Source organism: Noviherbaspirillum album (assembly GCF_035916955.1).
GTDB lineage: Bacteria > Pseudomonadota > Gammaproteobacteria > Burkholderiales > Burkholderiaceae_D > Noviherbaspirillum > Noviherbaspirillum album.
In genome coordinates, this window is the sequence record NZ_JAWIIV010000005.1 from 231,028 (window position 1) to 249,740 (window position 18,713).

An 18,713-nucleotide genomic window follows, 5' to 3' on the forward strand; every position below is an offset into this window, starting at 1 on the left:
AGTAATCCAGTGATGGGAAGGAACGGAAACTGAGAAGGCCGAGGAATCGGTCAGGGATAGAACACATAGACGCGGTAACCGGCCGCCTTCAGCTGCGTTAGCCGGAAGTGGAGTTTGAGCGCCTGTTCGGATTTTGCCGCAAAGCCCTGGTTCAGATCCTGGCCCGCCGGAAGGTAGTCGCGCGGCCCGAAGACGCGGCGCAGCAGCGGTTTCTCGGCAGCGTCGTTGAGCGTCAGTTCGATGCTCGGCCATGCCTGCGCGGTCGTGCTGCGATTGCGCAGCAGCAGCGTCAGGCTGAAGCTGTCGCTGTCCGGCGCCAGAGCTTGCAGTTCGCTGGATTCTATCGACACCGAGTCGACTTCCGCCGGCAAGCCGACCTGGCATCCGCTGTGCTCGCAGGCCGCCGCGAGCAGCGGCTGGGCCTGAGGAAAATAGGCTGCGATCTGGTCGCGGAAGACATAGGCTGCCTGGGCCAGCAATATGCCAAGCAGCAGCGCCGACGCCAGCACCATGAAGACGTTCAGGCCGCGCGTCATGCGCTGCTTGCGACGCGCTTCGCGCACGAAGCCGGGTTCTTCATAATCGGCGGCGTCGGCCTGGTCGAGCGCATCCGCGCCGTCCGATTCCTCGGGCTTGCTTCTCCATGGTTTGGATTGCAGGTCATCGATCGCCTGTTCCACGGGGTCGTGCCCGGCATCCGTTTCCGCTTCGGCGGGTTGCGCTTCATCGCGCGACGGACGCAGCGGCAGGTGCGCAATGTCCATCAGCGTCATGCGCAGAAGCGGGTCGGGCCTGCCGCCGGTGTCGTCCTCCGGGGGCGTCGGGCTTGCCGTGTCTTCCTTCGCCGGAATGGATGCGGGCGGTGCGATCGACGGTTCCGGAGTTGCCGCCGCTGGTTCGGCTAGGGTATCCGGTGAGCCAGGCAGATCGGGCAAATCGGATGAGTCGGGCTGGGCCGGATGCGGTGAAGGAGACCCATCCGGTCCGCGACTGGATTGAGCGGACTCTGTCGACTCCGGAGACTCCGCCGGCACTGGCGAAGCCGCAGCAGGGGAGGGAGAGGAAAGCGGCGTGGCCGGCGCACCGCGCGCCGGGCTCTGCGGCTTGCCTGCAGCCTGCAATTCCTCCGGCCGTAGCAGGTTTTCAATGCCGTTGAAGATCTGCTTGCAGGCGCCGCAGCGTACCAGTCCGGCGCGCAGCTTCAGTTGATCATGCGCGACCCGGAATGTCGTGTGGCAATGCGGACATTGGGTAGCGAGCGCCATTGTGATCGGCGATCAGCGATTAGCGACGGCCAATCGGCCGGCGAGAACGATCCAGCCATCATGTTCCGCCCAGACCGACATGGAAATGAAAGGCGCGTAGGCGGCAGCGACTTCATCGGCCTGGCGGGCCAGGATGCCGGATAGCACCAGCATGCCGCCGGGCGCCACGCGCGAGGACAGCATCGGCGCCATCAGCTTCAGCGGGCTGGAAAGAATATTGGCGACGACGACGTCGAAGGTCTGCGGATGACCTGCGCCCGCGAACTCCTCCGGCAGGTAATATTCGATCTCGCAACGATTGCGCTCGCTGTTGTAGCGGGCCGATTCGATGGCCTGCGGATCAATGTCGACGCCATAGACGCTGGCCGCGCCGAGCTTCTTGGCCACCAGCGCCAGGATGCCGGAGCCGCAGCCGTAATCGAGCACAGTCGCGCCCTGCGGCGGATGGCTTTCCAGCCACTCCATGCACAGGCGGGTGGTCGGATGGCTGCCGGTGCCGAAGGCGAGGCCGGGATCGAGCTCGAGCACCAGGCCGTTGGGGTCGGGAGCGTCGTGCCAGCTCGGTACGACCCAGATGTTCTTGCCGATATGGATGGGCTCGAACTGCGACTGCGTCAGCCTGACCCAATCCTGCTCGGCCACCGGACGCAGCGCGAATTTCGGCGCCTCGATGCCGCAGGCGGCAGCCGCCTCGGCGACGATTGCCGCATGGTCGGCATCCGTTTCCGACAGCGCCACCACTCGGCTGTGGTCCCAGGCCGCCTCGGTCGGCTCCATGCCGGGCTCGCCGAATAGCGGGCGCTCGGCATCCGTGCCCTCGTCGGCATCCTCCACGGACACCGACAATGCGCCTGCTTCCATCAGGGCGTCGGACAGCGCCTCCGCATGGTCGCGTGCCACTTCGATGACGATTTCAGTCCAGCTCATGATGCGCCTTGTTCGGTTGACTTTCTGCTCTTACTTGCCACTCTTCGCGTTGGCCTTTTGCAGATCGGGCTTGGCGGCCAGCTTCTGTTCAAGATAGTGGATATTGGTGCCGCCTTCAAAGAAGCGCGCATCCACCATCAGCTCGCGGTGCAGCGGAATATTGGTCTGGATGCCTTCGACCACCATTTCGGACAATGCGATCTGCATGCGGCGGATGGCCTGCTCGCGGGTCGCGCCGTAGGCGATCACCTTGCCGACCATCGAGTCGTAGGTCGGCGGCACGAAATAGCCTGCGTACGCATGCGAATCGACGCGGATGCCCGGCCCGCCCGGCGCATGCCAGGCGATGATCCTGCCCGGAGAAGGCGTGAACTTAAACGGGTCTTCCGCATTGATGCGGCATTCGATCGCATGGCCGGACAGTTCGATGTCCCGCTGGCGGAAGCGCAGCTTCTCGCCGGCGGCCACGCGGATCTGTTCCTGCACCAGGTCGACGCCGGTGATCATTTCGGTAACCGGATGCTCCACCTGGATGCGGGTGTTCATCTCGATGAAATAGAACTCGCCGTTCTCGTACAGAAACTCGAAGGTACCCGCGCCGCGATAGCCGATCTTGCGGCAGGCTTCCGCGCAGCGGTCGCCGATGCGCTCGATCAGCTTGCGCGGAATGCCCGGCGCCGGTGCTTCCTCGATCACTTTCTGGTGGCGGCGTTGCATCGAGCAGTCGCGCTCGCCGAGCCAGATCGCGTTCTTGTACTCGTCGGCCAGGATCTGGATTTCCACGTGGCGCGGATTCTCCAGGTACTTCTCCATGTAGACCTCGGGATTGCCGAAGGCCGTACCGGCTTCGCTCCGGGTCATGGTCACGGCATTGAGCAGGGCGGCCTCGGTATGGACCACGCGCATGCCGCGTCCGCCGCCGCCGCCGGCCGCCTTGATGATGACCGGATAGCCGACCTTGCGGGCGATGCGGACAATTTCCTTGGGATCTTCCGGCAGCGCGCCGTCGGAGCCCGGCACGCAGGGCACGCCGGCCCGGATCATTGCCTGCTTGGCCGAGACCTTGTCGCCCATCAGGCGGATCGATTCGGGACGCGGGCCGATGAAGACGAAACCGGACTTTTCCACGCGTTCGGCAAAGTCAGCGTTTTCGGACAGGAATCCGTAGCCGGGATGGATCGCCTCGGCATCGGTGACTTCCGCGGCGCTGATGATGGCCGGCATGTTGAGATAGCTTTGCGCCGACGGCGCCGGGCCGATGCAGACGGACTCGTCCGCGAGCTTGACGTATTTCGCCTCGCGGTCGGCCTCGGAATGGACGACGACGGTCTTGATGCCCATTTCACGGCACGCGCGCTGAATGCGCAGCGCGATTTCACCACGATTGGCAATGAGAATTTTTTCGAACATGGTGGGGTGGATTGCGTTGTGAAGCGTTGGTGTGCGTTCGGGGATTGTCTTGCGGTGCGGCAGGCTCCATGACGGATTCATGGATTCCTGCTGCCGAACGCTCAACCGATCACAAACAGCGGCTGGCCGTATTCCACCGGCTGACCGTTCTCGACCAGAATTTGCTTGATGACGCCGGAAGCATCGGCATCGATCTCATTCAGAAGCTTCATCGCCTCGATGATGCACAGGGTATCGCCTTCCTTGACTGTCGCGCCGACTTCGACGAACGGAGGATTGCCGGGAGCGGAAGCACGGTAGAAAGTGCCGACCATCGGCGACTTGACCACGTGGCCTTCCGGCTCGGCGGCGACAGCGGGAGCGACCGGCGCACTGGCGGCTTGCGGTGCTGCGGCCGGCGCGGGAACCGAAACCGTTTGCGGCATCGACTGCGGCTGCATCATCACGACCTGGCTTTGCGGCGCTCCGGAGGATTTGACGATACGGACTTTGCTTTCGCCTTCTGTCACTTCCAGTTCGGCGATGTCTGATTCGGCCACGAGGTCGATCAGCGTCTTGAGTTTTCGTAGATCCATATGAAATCCCTCAGATTAATATTTTTTTACCAATTGGAGCCGCCACGATTATAAGTGGTTCGTGGCGAGATAAGGAAACTTAAAGCTTTTTGAGCGCGAAATCGATGGCTGCGCCATAACCGTCGATCCCGAGGCCGCAGATCACGCCGACGGCGATCCCGGACAGGAAGGAGTGATGGCGGAATTCTTCGCGCTTGTGGATGTTGGAGATGTGGACTTCGACGAAGGGAATGGCGACGCCGGCCAGCGCATCACGCAGAGCGACGCTGGTGTGCGTCAGGCCGCCGGGGTTAATGATGATGGCATCGATCCCTTCAGCGCGGGCGGCATGGATGCGGTCGATCAGCGCGCCCTCATGATTGCTTTGAAAGCTGGCAAGGACTGCTCCCGCAGCCGCAGCCTGCGCTGCAGCGGCGCGTTCCACATCGGCAAGCGTCGCCGATCCGTATACCTCCGGTTCACGTGTGCCCAGCAGATTCAGGTTCGGGCCATTGACCAGAAGAAGTTTTTTTGCCATCGAGGTTTGATTTCGTTTGACGAAGATGCCGCATTTTGCCGCCAAATAATGCTGATTGGCAAGAAAAAGATGGATTTCGGTTTATAGGCTGGCAATATCGCGGCGCAATTCATCCATTTTCAATCGGCCCAGGTAGGATTTGCGGACCTTGCCGGACTCATCGATCAGTACGGTGAATGGCAAGCCGCCAGCCTGGTTCCCAAGCTGCCGCGAGAGTTCCGTCCCGCTCATCCCGCCGACATAGATCGGATAAGTGATTTTGTATTTGCCTACGAATTCGGCGATGTTCGATGGCGAATCGATGCCGATGCCGATAATCTGGACTTTTTTTCCGCCGTCGAGCTCGGTTTGCAGCGCCGACAATTCCGGCATTTCCTCGACGCAGGGGGCGCACCAGGTCGCCCAGAAATTCACGACCAGAGGCCGGTTTTTCCATTGCGCCAATGGCTGCGTCTTGCCTTGGGCATCCGGCATGGCCTGGGCGAGCAGCGCGGAGACCGCGGCATTGTCCGCCTGGGCTGGTGAGGTCTGCTTATTTCCTATGTATACGCCTAATGCAACGCAAAAAACGGCAACTGCTGCGAAAATCACCCAATTTTTCTTCATGTCCCTTCGCTTTCCGCGATTAATTGAAGCACGGCTTCCATGTTGGCGCGCGCCATTTTACCGTCTGATGGCAATTTCAGTGCGCCGCGCAGATCGTTGGTCTCATAAAGGGCAAGATGCACCCCCTCGTTGTGCCACATGAAGCTCACCGTTTCCACCGGTTCGCCGCGGCCCTTGAAGTGCTGCGTCTCCGAGACCTCGAAATCCACGTTCTTGTTGATCAGGAAAATTTCGACGTCCTTGGCGCTTTCCGCGAACAGCTGCAGATGAATGTCGGAATGTTCGCCGGCGGTACCGTTGAGGACGGCACCGGTTAGGTAAGGGGAGAATGCCTGCAAATCCGTCATCAGGCGGACTGCGAGCTTGCGCAGGTGCAGCAGTCTGGCCGGCTGGGTGTCGCCGAAGAACAATTCATTGTAGGCGCGGACTTCGTCCTCGATCTGTGCATTGTCGGGCATGACTTCGCCGCGCACCTTGGTGTTGCCCAGCAGCTGCTTTGCCGCCTTGCGCTTGGCGGTTGCATAGTCGGCACCGTCCTCGGCGATCATGCGGGCGGCGGCGGCCGCGATTTCCGCACGCAGGGTCTCTAGATTATTTGCAAATTGACTCATGGCGCTGATGATACTCCGTAAGGCTCCACGACAAGTGGACGCAAAGAACGTAACCGAATGCAACTGAACGCGGGCCGGCCCCGGTCGGGTAAAATTCCGGATTCGCTGAACTCCGCCGGATTTGACCACGCGCCATTGGACCTTTCATTGGACCTTTCTTTCGGCAATCCAGTCAGATTTCCTTTTCATTTGAAACAGCACAATGCATATCCACATTCTCGGCATCTGCGGCACCTTCATGGGCGGACTTGCGGTCTTGGCAAAACAGGCCGGTCACAAGGTCACTGGCTGCGACGCCAATGTCTATCCGCCGATGAGCACGCAACTGGAGGCGCAGGGCATCGAGCTGATCGAGGGTTTCGATCCCGGCCAGGTCAGCCTCCAGCCCGACCTGTTTGTGATCGGCAATGTCGTCTCGCGCGGCAATCCGCTGATGGAGGAAATCCTCAACCGCGGCCTGGCCTATGTTTCCGGCCCGCAGTGGATAGGCGAGCACATCCTGCGCAACAAGTGGGTGCTGTCGGTCGCCGGCACGCACGGCAAGACCACCACCTCGTCGATGCTGGCCTGGATACTGGAAGATGCCGGATACGATCCCGGGTTCCTGATCGGCGGCGTGCCGATGAATTTCGGCATTTCCGCGCGGCTGTCCGGCAAGGGCGGCGAATCGCCGTTCTTCGTGATAGAGGCCGATGAATACGACACCGCCTTCTTCGACAAGCGCAGCAAGTTCGTCCACTACCGCACCAAGACGGCGGTCCTGAACAATCTTGAGTATGACCATGCCGATATCTTCCCCGATCTCGGTGCCATCGAAACCCAGTTTCATCATCTGGTGCGCACCGTGCCCGGCGTCGGGCGCCTGATCGTCAATGGACGGGAAGAGTCCCTGCGGCGCGTCGTGGCCCGCGGATGCTGGAGCGAACAGGAATGGTTCGGCGTCGCCGGTGAGGAAGCCGCCCAGGGCTGGTCGCTGCGGGAACACGACGAGGACCAAGGCCGTTTTGACGTGCTGTTCAATAATGAGCTGCAGGGCACCGTCGACTGGTCGCTCACCGGCGAACACAACCGCATGAATGCACTGGCCTCGATTGCCGCGGCGCGCCATGTCGGCGTAGTGCCCTCGGTGGCGATCGAGGCGCTCTCGAAGTTCGAAAGCGTCAAGCGCCGCATGGAAGTGCGCGGCACCGTGCGCGACATCACGGTCTACGACGACTTCGCTCATCATCCCACGGCGATCGCCACCACCGTCGCCGGCCTGCGCCGGAAAGTCGGATCGTCGCGCATACTGGCCGTGCTGGAGCCGCGCTCGAACACGATGAAGCTCGGCACCATGAAGGAAGCGTTGCCGGGCAGCCTGGTCGATGCCGACCTGGTATTCGGCTATGGCGCCAGGTCGGGCAAGGATGCGCTCGGCTGGAACCTGGGCGAGGCGCTCGCGCCGCTCGGCCAGAAGGCGACCGCCCATGACGATATCGGCACGCTGGTGCAGGCCATCGTGAAGGCCGCGCAGCCGGGCGACCATGTGCTGGTCATGAGCAATGGCGGATTCGGCGGCGTACACCAGAAGATCCTGGACGCGCTGGCCCGATGATTCTCTACCTGCACGGTTTCCGCTCGTCGCCGCAGTCTTTCAAGGCGCGCATCCTGGCGCAGAGAATGGAGGCGCTCGGCCGGGCTTCGGAATACCGGTGCCCGCAGCTGCCGGCTTCGCCGCGCGAAGCCATCGCGCAGGCCCGTGAAATTGCCGGCAACGTCAAGCCCGAGGAATTGAGCCTGATCGGTTCGTCATTGGGCGGCTATTACGCCACGCATCTCGCCGAAGCGCTGGGCTGCCGCGCGGTACTGCTCAATCCCGCCGTACAGCCGCCGCGCGACCTGGAAAAATACGTCGGCGTCACCACCGCCTATCATTCGGAAGAACGCTTCGAATTCAAGCATGAATATATTGACGAGCTGAAATCGCTTGCCGTCCACAGGATCAGCTTGCCGCAGCGATATTTCCTGATCGCCGCGACCGGCGACGAAGTGCTCGACTGGCAGGAAATGGTGGCGCATTATCCGGGAGCGCGGCATGTCGTCATCAACGGCAGCGATCACGGCATTTCGGAATTCGACGCGTATGCCGATCGCGTATTGCAATTCTGCGGTATCGAGTCGGGATCGCCGCAGTGACGGCACGTTGCCTGACGCATGCGCGCTGGAGCACGCATGTCAACGCGGTGCGCCCCGGGCGCGCCATGCGCGACTGGCTCGTGGACGCCATGTCGCTGACGCAAAAGCTCGGCGCGCGCAGCGGGCAGTTCCGCGTGCAGCGCCTACGCCAGGCGCGCGGCCTTTGCCTGCGGGATGAACATGAGATCGCAGGCTTGCCGCGCCGGCTGAAGGTGCAGGAGCGGGAAGTGCTGCTGCGCTGCGACGGCAGGCCGGTGGTGTTCGCGCATACCATCGTTCCGCTGGATGCAAGCGCGGCCGACTGGCCTTTCTTCGGCACCCTCGGCGAGCGTTCGCTGGGCACCACGCTGTTCGGCGATCCGCGCGTCGTGCGCGGCGGCCTGCAGTATGCGCGCCTGCCCGCGCAGCATCCGCTGACACGCCGCGCCAGCCGCGCACTCGAAGGACAAGTATTCGCATCGCCGCTGTTTGCGCGCCGGTGCCTGTATCAGAGAAACAAGGGCGTATTGCTGGTGACAGAAGTCTTTCTTCCCGCCATCGCCGACCTCGGGTCGCTTCCATCGCAGCCGCATGGACGACATAACGAATCAACACGCTGAACAGCGAAGCAATCCATGAATCTATTCTTTGAAGAGTCCGGCGATTTCAAGGCCGGCGCGGTACTTTCCCAGCAAGGCGAGGCATATCAGGTCGAAATGCAGTCCGGCAAGCGAACCAAGGTCAAGGCACGCGACGTGCTGCTGCAGTTTTCCTCGCCCGACCCGGCGCAGCTGCTGGTCGATGCAAAGGCGATTGCCGACGACATCGATCTCGACTTTCTGTGGGAAGTGGCCGGACAGGAAGAATTCGGATTCGCCGAACTCGGCACGGAGTATTTCGGTCATGATCCCAAGCCGCATGAGGCGGCAGGATTGCTGCTGCGCCTGCACAACGCGCCCATCTATTTCTACAAGAAGGGCAAGGGCCGCTACAAGGCGGCGCCGGAAGATTCGCTGAAGGCGGCGCTGGCCGGCATTGAAAAGAAGAAGCAGCAGGCGCTGGTGCAGGCGCAGTATGCGGAAGAACTGAAAGCCGGCCGCCTTCCCGACAGCTTCAGGCCCATCGTGATGCAGCTGCTGTTCAAGCCCGACAAGAACGGCATCGAATACAAGGCGCTCGAAGCAGCCTGCGCCGAGCTGCAGACCACGCCGCAGCGGCTGATGCTGGCCACCGGCGGCATCGCGTCGGCAAAGCAGCTGCACATGATGCGCTTCCTGCAGGAGTATTTTCCCAAAGGCACCGGCTTCCCCGGCATTGCGATACCCCAGACACCGCAGCTGCCGATGGCTCAGGTCCAGGCATTTTCCATCGATGATGTCACCACCACCGAGATCGACGATGCCTTTTCGGTGACGGAACTGGGCGACGGCAAGATCCGGGTCGGCATCCATATCGCGGCACCCGGGCTTGGCATCCATCGCGGCGACGCGATCGATGCCATTGCCCGCCAGCGCATGTCGACCGTCTACATGCCGGGCGACAAGATCACGATGCTGCCCGATGAACTGGTCGACGCCTTCACGCTGGCCGAGGGCCGCACCTGTCCCGCCCTGTCGCTGTATGCCACGCTTAATACCAGCGATTGGACCATCGTTTCGACAGAAACGCGCGCCGAAGCGGTGCCGATCGCGGCCAACCTGCGCCACAACGACCTCGACGCGCTGGTGACCGAGGAGAATCTCGCTGCCGGCGCCGGCGAATATCCGTACAAAAGCGATATCGCATTGCTGTGGCAATGGGCGCAGGTGCTAGAACAGGGGCGCATGGCCAAGCGCGAGAGCTTCGGCCTCAAGCCCGAGCAGAACAACCGCGTCGACTTCAATTTCTATGTCGAGGACGATATCGTTTCCATCGTGCGCCGCAAGCGCGGCGCGCCGCTCGACAAGATCGTCGCCGAATTGATGATCTTCGCCAACAGCACCTGGGGCAAGCTGATGCATGACCACGGCGTGCCCGGCATCTATCGCACGCAAGGGGCGTCCGGCGGGGGCTGGGCGGCCAAGATGCAGGTGCGCATGCTTACCCATGCGGCGCCGCACCAGGGACTGGGCGTCGACCAGTATGCATGGAGCACCTCGCCGCTGCGCCGCTATACCGATCTCGTCAACCAGTGGCAGATCCTGTCCTGTGTCGAACACGGCGTGACCGCACCGCTGGCCGCGACGTTCAAGCCCAAGGACGCCGACCTGTTTGCGGTAGTGTCCGCCTTCGATGCCGCCTACGGCGCCTATGCCGATTTCCAGAACAACATGGAGCGCTTCTGGTGTCTGCGCTGGCTGTCGCAGGAAAACGCCAAGCATGTGGACGCGGTCGTGCTCAAGGATGAAGTCCTCAGGCTGGTTGACATTCCGCTCATCATCCGCCTGCCTGGCATGCCGCAGGCGGCGCGCGGCACCCAGGTCAAGCTGGACCTGATCCGCTGGGACGAGGTCGACCTGCATATCGAGGCGCGCCTGATCGAACTGACAAGCGCAGCCGCACCTGAAGTTGAAAGTACGGAAACGATCGATGGCGAAATCGCCACAAGCGAGACGGAAGCGGGCGCCGAGTCTGTTTCCGAGTGAAAAAGAGCGGTCGGGCAGGGGCAGCTTTATCGTAAAATCCCAAGCTTCTGCAACCGCTCTTTCCTAGCCGCGTGAAGTTACTCTTTCCACAAAACCGTACCTTGTCGATTGCCATCGCTGCATCCGTGCTGGTGCATGGAGCGCTGCTGGCAGTGCGGTTCGCGGCCCCGGACTCCTTCAGGTTCAAGCCGGCGGACCCGGGCCTTGAAGTCATCTTGGTCAATGCGAAGCACGACCGCGCGCCGCTGAAGGCCGAAGCGCTCGCGCAAGCCAATCTCGACGGCGGCGGCAATGCCGAAGCCGGACGCTCGACCTCGCCCCTGCCCGACATGCGGCGCAGCGAAGACGGTGACGGCATGAAGACCATGCAGCGCCGCATCGAGGAACTGGAAAGACAGCAGCGCATGCTGACCCAGGCGAGCAAGAAGTCGAAGGTGGCGGCTGCGCCGAGCAAGGACCAGCCGAATCCCCAGGTCAGCCAGCCGCGGCCCGACGCCGCCGATGCCAGCGAAAGCGCGAAGGAAATCCTGCGGCGCGAGGCGGAAATCGCCAAGCGCATCGAGGATGAAAACAAGCGCCCGAAGAAAACCTTCATCTCGCCCAGCACGCGCGAAGTCGGCTATGCGATGTATTTCAACAGCGTGCGCGAGAAGATCGAAAAGGTCGGCACCGTCAATTTTCCGCAGAAGGATGGCAAGAAGATGTACGGCGAACTGACGCTGTCCATCTCCATCTTCCAGGACGGCAGCATCTACGTCAAAGACAAGGACGACGGCATCGCGGTCGAGCGGTCTTCCGGCAATTCCGCGCTCGACGATGCGGCCCGTCGCATCGTGCGCCGCGCCGCGCCGTTCGGCGCCTTCGCCAAGAACATGCGGTCGAGCGGCAAGGATGATGTGTGGGTCATGACCACGCGCTTCAAATTCACAAGAGAAAACGAACTCGAAGCGGTAATGCAGGGGAGCAGTCATTGAGCGCAGCAGCAGACCGTTACGGCGTGATCGGCAATCCGGTGGCGCACAGCAAATCGCCGGATATCCATGCGGCTTTCGCCAGGCAGACGGAACAGGCGTTGACCTACGAAAGACTGCTCGCTCCGCTTGACGGTTTTGCATCCACGGTGCGCACGCTGATCGAGCAGGGCTTCAAGGGGGCCAATGTCACCGTTCCGTTCAAGCTCGAAGCCTTTGCGCTCGCGGGCATGCTGAGCGAGCGGGCCGAGGCGGCGGGCGCGGTCAATACCCTCAAATTCCAAGGCGGCGCGATTGTCGGAGACAACACCGACGGTATCGGCCTGGTCACGGATATCGTTGTCAATGCCGGCGTCCCCATGCGCGGCAAGCGCATCCTGCTGCTAGGCGCAGGCGGCGCCGCGCGCGGCGTGGTGCTGCCCATACTGGCCCACGCCCCGGAGCAGCTGGTGATCGCCAACCGCACGGAGTCGAAGGCGGTGGAACTGGCTGCCCGCTTTGCCGGCAAGGGCACCGTCGCCGCGAGCGATTTCCGGTCGCTGCAGTGTGCCTTCGATGTCGTTATCAATGCCACTTCCGCCAGCCTGTCGGCCGACCTGCCGCCAGTGCCGCCTGCCGTGTTCGGCGAGGGCTGCCTGGCCTATGACATGATGTACGGCCCGGCGCCGACGGTCTTCATGGCATTCGCGCAACAGCATGGCGCGGCAACCCGCGACGGGCTCGGCATGCTGGTGGAGCAGGCGGCCGAATCCTTCCAGTGCTGGCGCGGCATGCGTCCCGATACCCGGACGGTGTACGCCGGCTTGCGCGCCAAGCTCTGAGCGCGATGAAGCTCCTGCGCAAACTGCTGCTGTGGCTGGTCGTCGCGCCGATCGTGGCCGTGCTTGTGATGCAGCTGTATTTCTTCGTGCAGATCTGGTGGTGGATCGATCACAATCCCGGCTCGACCAGTTTCATGGACCGGCAGCTGTCGGTGCTGCAGGAAAAGAATCCGAATGCCCGGCTCAAGCACAAGTGGGTGCCGTATGACCGCGTCTCCAACCACCTGAAACGCGCCATCATTGCCGCCGAGGATTCGAATTTTTCCGAGCATGAAGGCGTGGACTGGAACGCGATGCAGAGGGCCTACGAAAGGAACACCAAGAAGGGCAAGGTCATCGCCGGCGGCTCCACCATCACCCAGCAGCTTGCCAAGAATCTCTTCCTTTCCGGGGAGCGCAGCTACCTGCGCAAGGCCCAGGAGGTGGTGATCACCTACATGCTGGAACACCTGATGGAAAAGGAAAGGATCTTCGAGATCTACCTGAATGTGGTGGAGTGGGGCGTGGGCGTGTTCGGTGCGGAAGCCGCCGCCCAGCATTACTATGGCGTGTCCGCCGCAAACCTGAGTGCCCACCAGGCCGCTCGGCTGGCCGTAATGCTGCCGCGTCCGCGTTTCTACGACAAGAATCGCAACTCCGCCTATCTTGCCCGGCGTACGAATCTGATCCTGCGGCGCATGGGCGCGGCGGAATTGCCTTAGAGCGGATTGCGAATCGGCGTACGGTCGCCTCGGCCTGCCTTGGGCGCATGGCAGCGTTGTTCGTCGCTTGTCTGGCCCGTTGTGCGGCCCGCCACACGGCGCTCCTCTCGCCTTGCCCTGCATCCCAAGACAAACCGATTCTTCCCTACACCCTCCCGCAATCCGCTCTAGGCGGCGCGGCACCCTGCATCCGGTGTGAAAGCCGGTCCGCTAGTGACTGCCGCCGCCGTGGCAAGATCCACCGCAAACCCCCGTTCAACTCGTCTGCAACGCGCTTGCCTGCCGCCGCCTATCTCAGTACACTTGCGAAGTTTTCGTTTCCGGAGACCCGTCTTGGGTAGTCCCAGTACATATTGTCAACCGTCGGATAACGGTCGATCGGCGAGTTAGCGCTGCCCTTGCATCTTCAGCGTCTTCTCGCCACACAAGCTGGTGGGCGGACGCGTCCAGGCCAATCCCATGGCCGCGTTCCCTGAAAATCAATCAGCCTGCGGAACTCCTCCGCAGGCGGCTGCGACCTGACAAAGGACGCGGCCGGGAGAGCACATGATTAATGTATTCGTCTTGCAGAACGGGCGCCTGAACCAGGTCAATATTGAATCGCGGAACGATCTGGTGAATGCCGCCCCGGTTTGGGTGGATCTGACCGATCCGAATGATGAAGAGCGCGCGTGGGTCAAGAGCATTTATGGCGTGACGCTGCCCGGCGAAGACGAAGTCAAGGACATTGAAGCCTCGGCCCGATATTACGAAGCCGAGAACGGCGACCTGCACCTGCGCACCGACTTTCTGCTGGAAGAGGACGACGGCCCGTCGCGTGTCATTACGGTGGCGTTCATCCTGGCGCGCAACATGCTGTTTTCGGTGCATACCGATGATTTGCCGGTATTCCGGCTGGTGCGCATGCGCGCGCGTTCGCGCCCGGGTTCGATCGGCGACTACAAGGATGTGCTGCTCGATCTGTATGCCACCGATGCCGAATATTCCGCGGATGCGCTGGAAGGCATTTACCAGAGTCTGGAAGAAGTCAGCCGGCGCGTATTGCAGAAGCAGCTAACCGACCAGGCCGCCGCCGAGGCGCTCAACTCGATCGCGCAAGAGGAAGACTTGAACGGCCGCATTCGCCGCAACATGATGGATACGCGCCGCGCGGTCAGCTTCCTGATGCGCGGGCGCCTGCTCAACACCGAGCAGTTCGAGGAGGCGCGCCAGATCCTGCGCGATATCGAATCGCTGGACGGGCACACCGCCTTTCTGTTCGACAAGATCAACTTCCTGATGGATGCCACCGTCGGTTTCATCAACATCAACCAGAACAAGATCATCAAGACCTTCTCGGTGGCCAGCGTCGCCTTCCTGCCGCCCACCCTGATCGCCAGCATCTACGGCATGAACTTCCGCATCCTGCCCGAGCTGAACTGGGAAATGGGCTATCCGTTTGCGCTGGCGCTGATGCTGGGGAGCGCGATTGCGCCGTTCTGGTACTTCCGTCGCCGCGGCTGGCTGAACTGATGCGGCCATGCCGGCGCTGAAGCGCGGGCATGGCACCGGGTTTGCCGTTCAGGCTCAGGCGATCTGCGCGAACGCCTTGCGTGCAGCCCCGATGGTGGCATCGATCACCTCGTCGTCATGCGCGGCCGAAACGAAGCCGGCTTCGAATGCGGACGGTGCGAGGTAGACGCCCAGGTCCAGCATCGCATGGAAGAAGCGGTTGAACTTCTCCTTGTCGCAAGCCATGATCTCCTTGAAGCTGCCCGGCACTTCGGCGCCGAAGTAAAGGCCGAACATGCCGCCGACGGCATCGGCGCAGAAGCTCACGCCCGCAGCGGCTGCCGCATCCGACAGCCCGCGCGCCAGCTTTGCGGTCTGCGTCGCCAGCGATTCATAGAAGCCCGGCTGCTGTATCAGCTTGAGGGTGCTCATGCCCGCCGCCACCGCCACCGGGTTTCCGGAGAGCGTGCCGGCCTGGTACACCGGCCCCATCGGCGCCAAGAAATTCATCATGTCCTTGCGTCCGCCGAATGCCGCCACCGGCAAGCCGCCGCCGATCACCTTGCCGAGTACGGTCAGGTCCGGCCTGATGTCGTACATTCCCTGCGCACCGGTGAGGCCGACGCGGAAGCCGCACATGACTTCGTCGAAGATCAGCACCGCGCCGTGCTGGCTGCACAGTCGCCGCATGGCTTGCAGGAATTCCGGCGTGGCGCGCACCAAATTCATGTTGCCGGCAACCGGCTCCACGATGACGCAGGCGATCTGGCTGCCCATGCGTGCGAACACGTCTTCGAGCTGCTGCGGATCGTTGTAATCGAGCACCAGGGTATGCTTGGCGAAATCTTCCGGCACGCCGGCCGATGTCGGGTTGCCGAAGGTGAGCAGGCCGCTGCCGGCCTTGACCAGCAGGGAATCGGCATGCCCGTGATAGCAGCCCTCGAACTTGATGATCTTGTCGCGGCCGGTCGCGCCGCGCGCAAGGCGCAGCGCGCTCATCGCCGCTTCGGTACCGCTTGATACCAGGCGCACCTGTTCCACCGAAGGCAGGATGCGGCAGATTTCTTCCGCCATCACGATTTCGCCCTCGGTCGGCGCGCCGAAGCTCAGGCCGCGGGCGGCGGCTTCCTGCACCGCCCTGATCACCTCGGGATGCGCATGGCCGACGATGGCCGGGCCCCAGGAACCGATATAGTCGATGTAGCGCTTGTCGTCGGCGTCCCAGAACCAGGGGCCGTCTGCGCGCGTGATGAAACGCGGCGTGCCGCCGACCGAGCGGAAGGCGCGTACCGGGGAATTGACGCCGCCCGGCGTCGTCGTCTGCGCACGGGCAAACAGGATGTCGTTCTTTGAGGTCATACGTTCAACGTGATTAGGAGGGTTTGGTGTCGGTGTCGGATCCAGGTTCGGACTCGGACTCGCGAGCCCAGAAGTAACGGTCCGGGGTGAGCTTGCCCATCCCGAGCCGATGCGCATTCGACAGCGCGGCGTAGGTGAATTCCTGAGCCTCGAATACCGCTTCGGGTACATCGACGCCATTGGAAAGCAGGGCGGCAATCGTTGCCGACAGCGTGCTGCCTGCACCGCTGAACGATCCGGGCAGGCGCTGCCAGGCATCCTGGCGCACCGCTCCCGATTCGTCGAACAGCGTATTGCTGACTTCATGCACATCACCGGGGGTGCCTGTTATCAGCAGATATTCGCAGCCCATTTCGATGACCCGCATGGCGTCGGCCAGCATGGTGTCGCCGGCGGCGGGCTCGCGCCAGGTTTCGGCGAAGCGGGCCAGTTCCATCGCCGACGCCACGAACACGGTGGTCTGCGGAATCAGCAGTTCGCGGATGGCGATCAGCATGTCCTCGCTGTCCTGCCCCTGGTCCGGCATGGCCGTCAGGAAGGGATCGAGAATCAGCGGCACGTCGGGGTAGTCCGAAACGATTTCGGCGATCACCGAGACGTTTTCTATGCTGGCGACGGCGCCGACCTTGAAGGCGGCCACCGGCATGTCTTCGAGGATGACACGCGCCTGGTCGGCAACCCAGTCGGCATCGACAGCCTGTACATCCTCGATGCGCGCGGTATCGCTGATCAGGATGGAAGTGACGACGGACAGGCCATGACATCCCATCGCCGCAAACGAAGCGAGATCGGCCTGTATACCAATTGCACCTGCCGGATCGGTTGCGCCGAAGGTCAGTATCAGGGGAGGAGTTTGGTTTTGCACGGCGGGTAGATTAAGATATGCGACTTTGCATTTTACTTGATTGAAGGGCAGTCAACTGTGAGTAACGCGACATCGAACGAGGAATTCAAGACCTGGATGTGCCTGATCTGCGGCTGGATCTATGACGAGGAAGCCGGCTTGCCGGACGAGGGCATTGCACCCGGCACGCGCTGGGCCGACGTGCCGATCAACTGGACCTGCCCCGAGTGCGGCGCGCGCAAGGAAGATTTTGAGATGGTGGCAATTTAATATTGTCATTAATTAATATCAAACTTCCACGAAGTAATTCGCCATGATTCTCCATGGCAATGTTATGGTCGGTTTCGTTTTTCGCATAAATACCACGTTGCAAATAAATCAACGCCAATATTGTTCTAAAGCATCTTGCTTTTTGTTACAGTTGGATTCTATTTTCGGCGAACGGCAAACGAGATTGGGTCATGACAACATCCGTGGAGAACAGCAGCCTCAAGATCATGGTGATCGACGATAGCAGCACCATTCGTCGATCGGCAGAGATCTTTCTCGGACAGGCCGGTTACCAGGTGGTTCTTGCAGACGACGGTTTCGACGCGCTTGCAAAGATGAACGACCACCGTCCGGCCCTCATCTTCTGCGACATCCTGATGCCGCGCCTGGATGGTTATCAGACTTGCGCGCTGATCAAGAAAAGCTCCCGCTTCCATTCCACGCCGGTCATCATGCTGTCGTCGAAGGACGGCCTTTTCGACCGCGCCCGCGGGGCAATGGTCGGATCCGACGCCTATCTCACCAAGCCGTTCACCAAGGACAGCCTTCTCAAGACGGTGCGCGAGCACACTGCGCCCGCACTTTCCCGGTAAATTTTCTGCATCAAAGGTAAAAGAATGCCCATACAAAAAATTCTTGTGGTGGATGACTCTCCAACCGAGCGTTACTTCCTTACCGACATTCTGATCAAGAATGGCTTTTCGGTTTCCACTGCGGAAAACGGCGAGGAGGCATTGCTCAAGGTCAAGGCCGACAAGCCGCAACTGATCCTGATGGACGTGGTGATGCCCGGCCAGAACGGCTTCCAGATCACCCGTTCCATCGCCCGCGATCCTGAAACCCAGGAAGTGCCGATCATCATCTGTACCAGCAAGGGCCAGGAAACCGATCGCATCTGGGGTTTGCGGCAAGGCGCGCGCGATTACATCGTCAAGCCGGTCAATCCCCAGGAACTGTTGTCCAAAATCGCGGCGCTCGGCTGAGATTCCCATGAGCGAGTCTTCTCTGGACAGCAGGCCCGGTGCCGCATTGAAGGAAGGCGACGGCGGCACGCGCCGCCACCGGCTGCGCGAGTTCCAGGCGCAGCTGGTCGAACGCATGCAGGCCGCCAGCAGCGGCACGCATACGCAGGCCAGCAAGCTTGGCGTGATGATCGGCGAAACGCGCTGGCTGCTCAACCTGCAGGAGGCGGGCGAGATCGTTTCCGTAGGCGCCGTCACGCCGGTGCCGCTTACCAGGGACTGGTTTCTCGGACTGATCAATGTGCGCGGCAACCTGGTCAGCGTGATCGACCTTGCACGTTTTCGCGGCATGTCCGCGACGCAGATCGAAAAGGACAGCCGCGTGATCGCGTTCGCGCCGTCGCTGTCCTTCAATTGCGGCCTGCTGGTGTCGCGCGTGATGGGCCTGCGCAATGTCGCCGATATGGAAATGCAGCCGCAGCCACCCTCCGGCGACAGCCCCTGGATCGCGCAGCGTTACCTGGATCGTGATTCGCACGTCTGGAACGAACTCAATCTTTCTTTAATCGTGCAGGACCCGCAATTCCTGCAGATCGGTGTCTGAC

The 18,713-nt window shown here is 61.8% G+C and carries 21 protein-coding genes; 12 read left to right on the forward strand and 9 right to left on the reverse strand.

What is annotated here, in order from left to right:
• Positions 1–50: 50 nt before the first annotated feature.
• The 7 genes from RY831_RS08780 to RY831_RS08810 all read right to left on the reverse strand — a co-directional run bounded on the left by RY831_RS08780 (position 51) and on the right by RY831_RS08810 (position 5,911).
• Positions 51–1,265, reverse strand: coding sequence for a DUF3426 domain-containing protein (locus RY831_RS08780; RefSeq protein WP_326505948.1), 1,215 nt, complete (start codon positions 1,263–1,265; stop codon positions 51–53).
• Positions 1,266–1,277: 12 nt separating this feature from the next.
• Positions 1,278–2,192 (reverse strand): 50S ribosomal protein L11 methyltransferase, encoded by a 915-nt coding sequence (gene prmA, locus RY831_RS08785; protein ID WP_326505949.1) that lies wholly within the window; start codon positions 2,190–2,192, stop codon positions 1,278–1,280.
• A 30-nt stretch (positions 2,193–2,222) separates the two neighbouring features.
• Positions 2,223–3,602, reverse strand: coding sequence for an acetyl-CoA carboxylase biotin carboxylase subunit (gene accC / locus RY831_RS08790; protein ID WP_326505998.1), 1,380 nt, complete (start codon positions 3,600–3,602; stop codon positions 2,223–2,225).
• Between the two features lie 101 nt (positions 3,603–3,703).
• Complete coding sequence (gene accB / locus RY831_RS08795; protein WP_326505950.1) at positions 3,704–4,177, reverse strand: acetyl-CoA carboxylase biotin carboxyl carrier protein; 474 nt, start codon at positions 4,175–4,177, stop codon at positions 3,704–3,706.
• 79 nt (positions 4,178–4,256) lie between these two features.
• Positions 4,257–4,694 carry a type II 3-dehydroquinate dehydratase gene (aroQ, locus tag RY831_RS08800; protein ID WP_326505951.1) on the reverse strand — a complete coding sequence of 146 codons (438 nt, stop codon included), beginning with the start codon at positions 4,692–4,694 and terminating at the stop codon, positions 4,257–4,259.
• Positions 4,695–4,775: 81 nt separating this feature from the next.
• Entirely contained in the window at positions 4,776–5,300 is a 525-nt protein-coding gene (locus tag RY831_RS08805) for a TlpA family protein disulfide reductase (protein WP_326505952.1), read from the reverse strand.
• On the reverse strand, positions 5,297–5,911 hold the full coding sequence (locus RY831_RS08810; protein WP_326505953.1) for a hypothetical protein: 615 nt from the start codon (positions 5,909–5,911) through the stop codon (positions 5,297–5,299). The genes RY831_RS08805 and RY831_RS08810 overlap by 4 nt, the downstream gene beginning before the upstream one ends.
• A gap of 202 nt (positions 5,912–6,113) precedes the next feature.
• Here RY831_RS08810 and mpl point away from each other — a divergent pair, with 202 nt between their 5' ends.
• The 8 genes from mpl to corA all read left to right on the forward strand — a co-directional run bounded on the left by mpl (position 6,114) and on the right by corA (position 14,694).
• A complete protein-coding gene (gene mpl, locus RY831_RS08815) occupies positions 6,114–7,505 on the forward strand; it encodes a UDP-N-acetylmuramate:L-alanyl-gamma-D-glutamyl-meso-diaminopimelate ligase (RefSeq protein WP_326505954.1) in 1,392 nt (463 codons plus the stop codon).
• Entirely contained in the window at positions 7,502–8,086 is a 585-nt protein-coding gene (locus RY831_RS08820; RefSeq protein ID WP_326505955.1) for a YqiA/YcfP family alpha/beta fold hydrolase, read from the forward strand. Before mpl ends, RY831_RS08820 begins: the two co-directional genes overlap by 4 nt.
• Positions 8,083–8,685 carry a chorismate--pyruvate lyase family protein gene (locus RY831_RS08825; protein ID WP_326505956.1) on the forward strand — a complete coding sequence of 201 codons (603 nt, stop codon included), beginning with the start codon at positions 8,083–8,085 and terminating at the stop codon, positions 8,683–8,685. The genes RY831_RS08820 and RY831_RS08825 overlap by 4 nt, the downstream gene beginning before the upstream one ends.
• A gap of 15 nt (positions 8,686–8,700) precedes the next feature.
• The gene (locus RY831_RS08830; RefSeq protein ID WP_326505957.1) at positions 8,701–10,689 is read left to right on the forward strand and encodes a ribonuclease catalytic domain-containing protein; all 1,989 of its coding nucleotides are present in this window, start codon (positions 8,701–8,703) and stop codon (positions 10,687–10,689) included.
• Positions 10,690–10,790: 101 nt separating this feature from the next.
• Positions 10,791–11,663: a TonB C-terminal domain-containing protein gene (locus RY831_RS08835; protein WP_326505958.1), complete on the forward strand. Its 873-nt coding sequence runs from the start codon at positions 10,791–10,793 to the stop codon at positions 11,661–11,663.
• Positions 11,660–12,481 (forward strand): shikimate dehydrogenase, encoded by an 822-nt coding sequence (gene aroE / locus RY831_RS08840; RefSeq protein WP_326505959.1) that lies wholly within the window; start codon positions 11,660–11,662, stop codon positions 12,479–12,481. Before RY831_RS08835 ends, aroE begins: the two co-directional genes overlap by 4 nt.
• A 5-nt stretch (positions 12,482–12,486) precedes the next feature.
• Entirely contained in the window at positions 12,487–13,182 is a 696-nt protein-coding gene (gene mtgA / locus RY831_RS08845; RefSeq protein ID WP_326505960.1) for a monofunctional biosynthetic peptidoglycan transglycosylase, read from the forward strand.
• Between the two features lie 546 nt (positions 13,183–13,728).
• Positions 13,729–14,694 carry a magnesium/cobalt transporter CorA gene (corA, locus tag RY831_RS08850; protein WP_326505961.1) on the forward strand — a complete coding sequence of 322 codons (966 nt, stop codon included), beginning with the start codon at positions 13,729–13,731 and terminating at the stop codon, positions 14,692–14,694.
• Between the two features lie 54 nt (positions 14,695–14,748).
• Here corA and hemL read toward each other — a convergent pair whose 3' ends face one another.
• Both hemL and thiD read right to left on the reverse strand, forming a co-directional pair.
• Positions 14,749–16,032: a glutamate-1-semialdehyde 2,1-aminomutase gene (gene hemL, locus RY831_RS08855; protein WP_326505962.1), complete on the reverse strand. Its 1,284-nt coding sequence runs from the start codon at positions 16,030–16,032 to the stop codon at positions 14,749–14,751.
• Positions 16,033–16,045: 13 nt separating this feature from the next.
• On the reverse strand, positions 16,046–16,897 hold the full coding sequence (thiD, locus tag RY831_RS08860; RefSeq protein WP_326505963.1) for a bifunctional hydroxymethylpyrimidine kinase/phosphomethylpyrimidine kinase: 852 nt from the start codon (positions 16,895–16,897) through the stop codon (positions 16,046–16,048).
• A 96-nt stretch (positions 16,898–16,993) separates the two neighbouring features.
• On the opposite strand from thiD, the gene RY831_RS08865 reads away from it, so the two are divergent.
• The 4 genes from RY831_RS08865 (at position 16,994) to RY831_RS08880 (ending at position 18,712) form a co-directional block, all read left to right on the forward strand.
• Positions 16,994–17,146, forward strand: coding sequence for a rubredoxin (locus tag RY831_RS08865; protein ID WP_119767731.1), 153 nt, complete (start codon positions 16,994–16,996; stop codon positions 17,144–17,146).
• A 191-nt stretch (positions 17,147–17,337) separates the two neighbouring features.
• Entirely contained in the window at positions 17,338–17,739 is a 402-nt protein-coding gene (locus tag RY831_RS08870; protein WP_326505964.1) for a response regulator, read from the forward strand.
• Between the two features lie 24 nt (positions 17,740–17,763).
• Positions 17,764–18,129 (forward strand): response regulator transcription factor, encoded by a 366-nt coding sequence (locus tag RY831_RS08875; RefSeq protein ID WP_326505965.1) that lies wholly within the window; start codon positions 17,764–17,766, stop codon positions 18,127–18,129.
• Between the two features lie 7 nt (positions 18,130–18,136).
• Positions 18,137–18,712, forward strand: a complete 576-nt coding sequence (locus RY831_RS08880) for a chemotaxis protein CheW (protein WP_326505966.1) — start codon at positions 18,137–18,139, stop codon at positions 18,710–18,712.
• The last annotated feature ends 1 nt before the right edge of the window (position 18,713 follow it).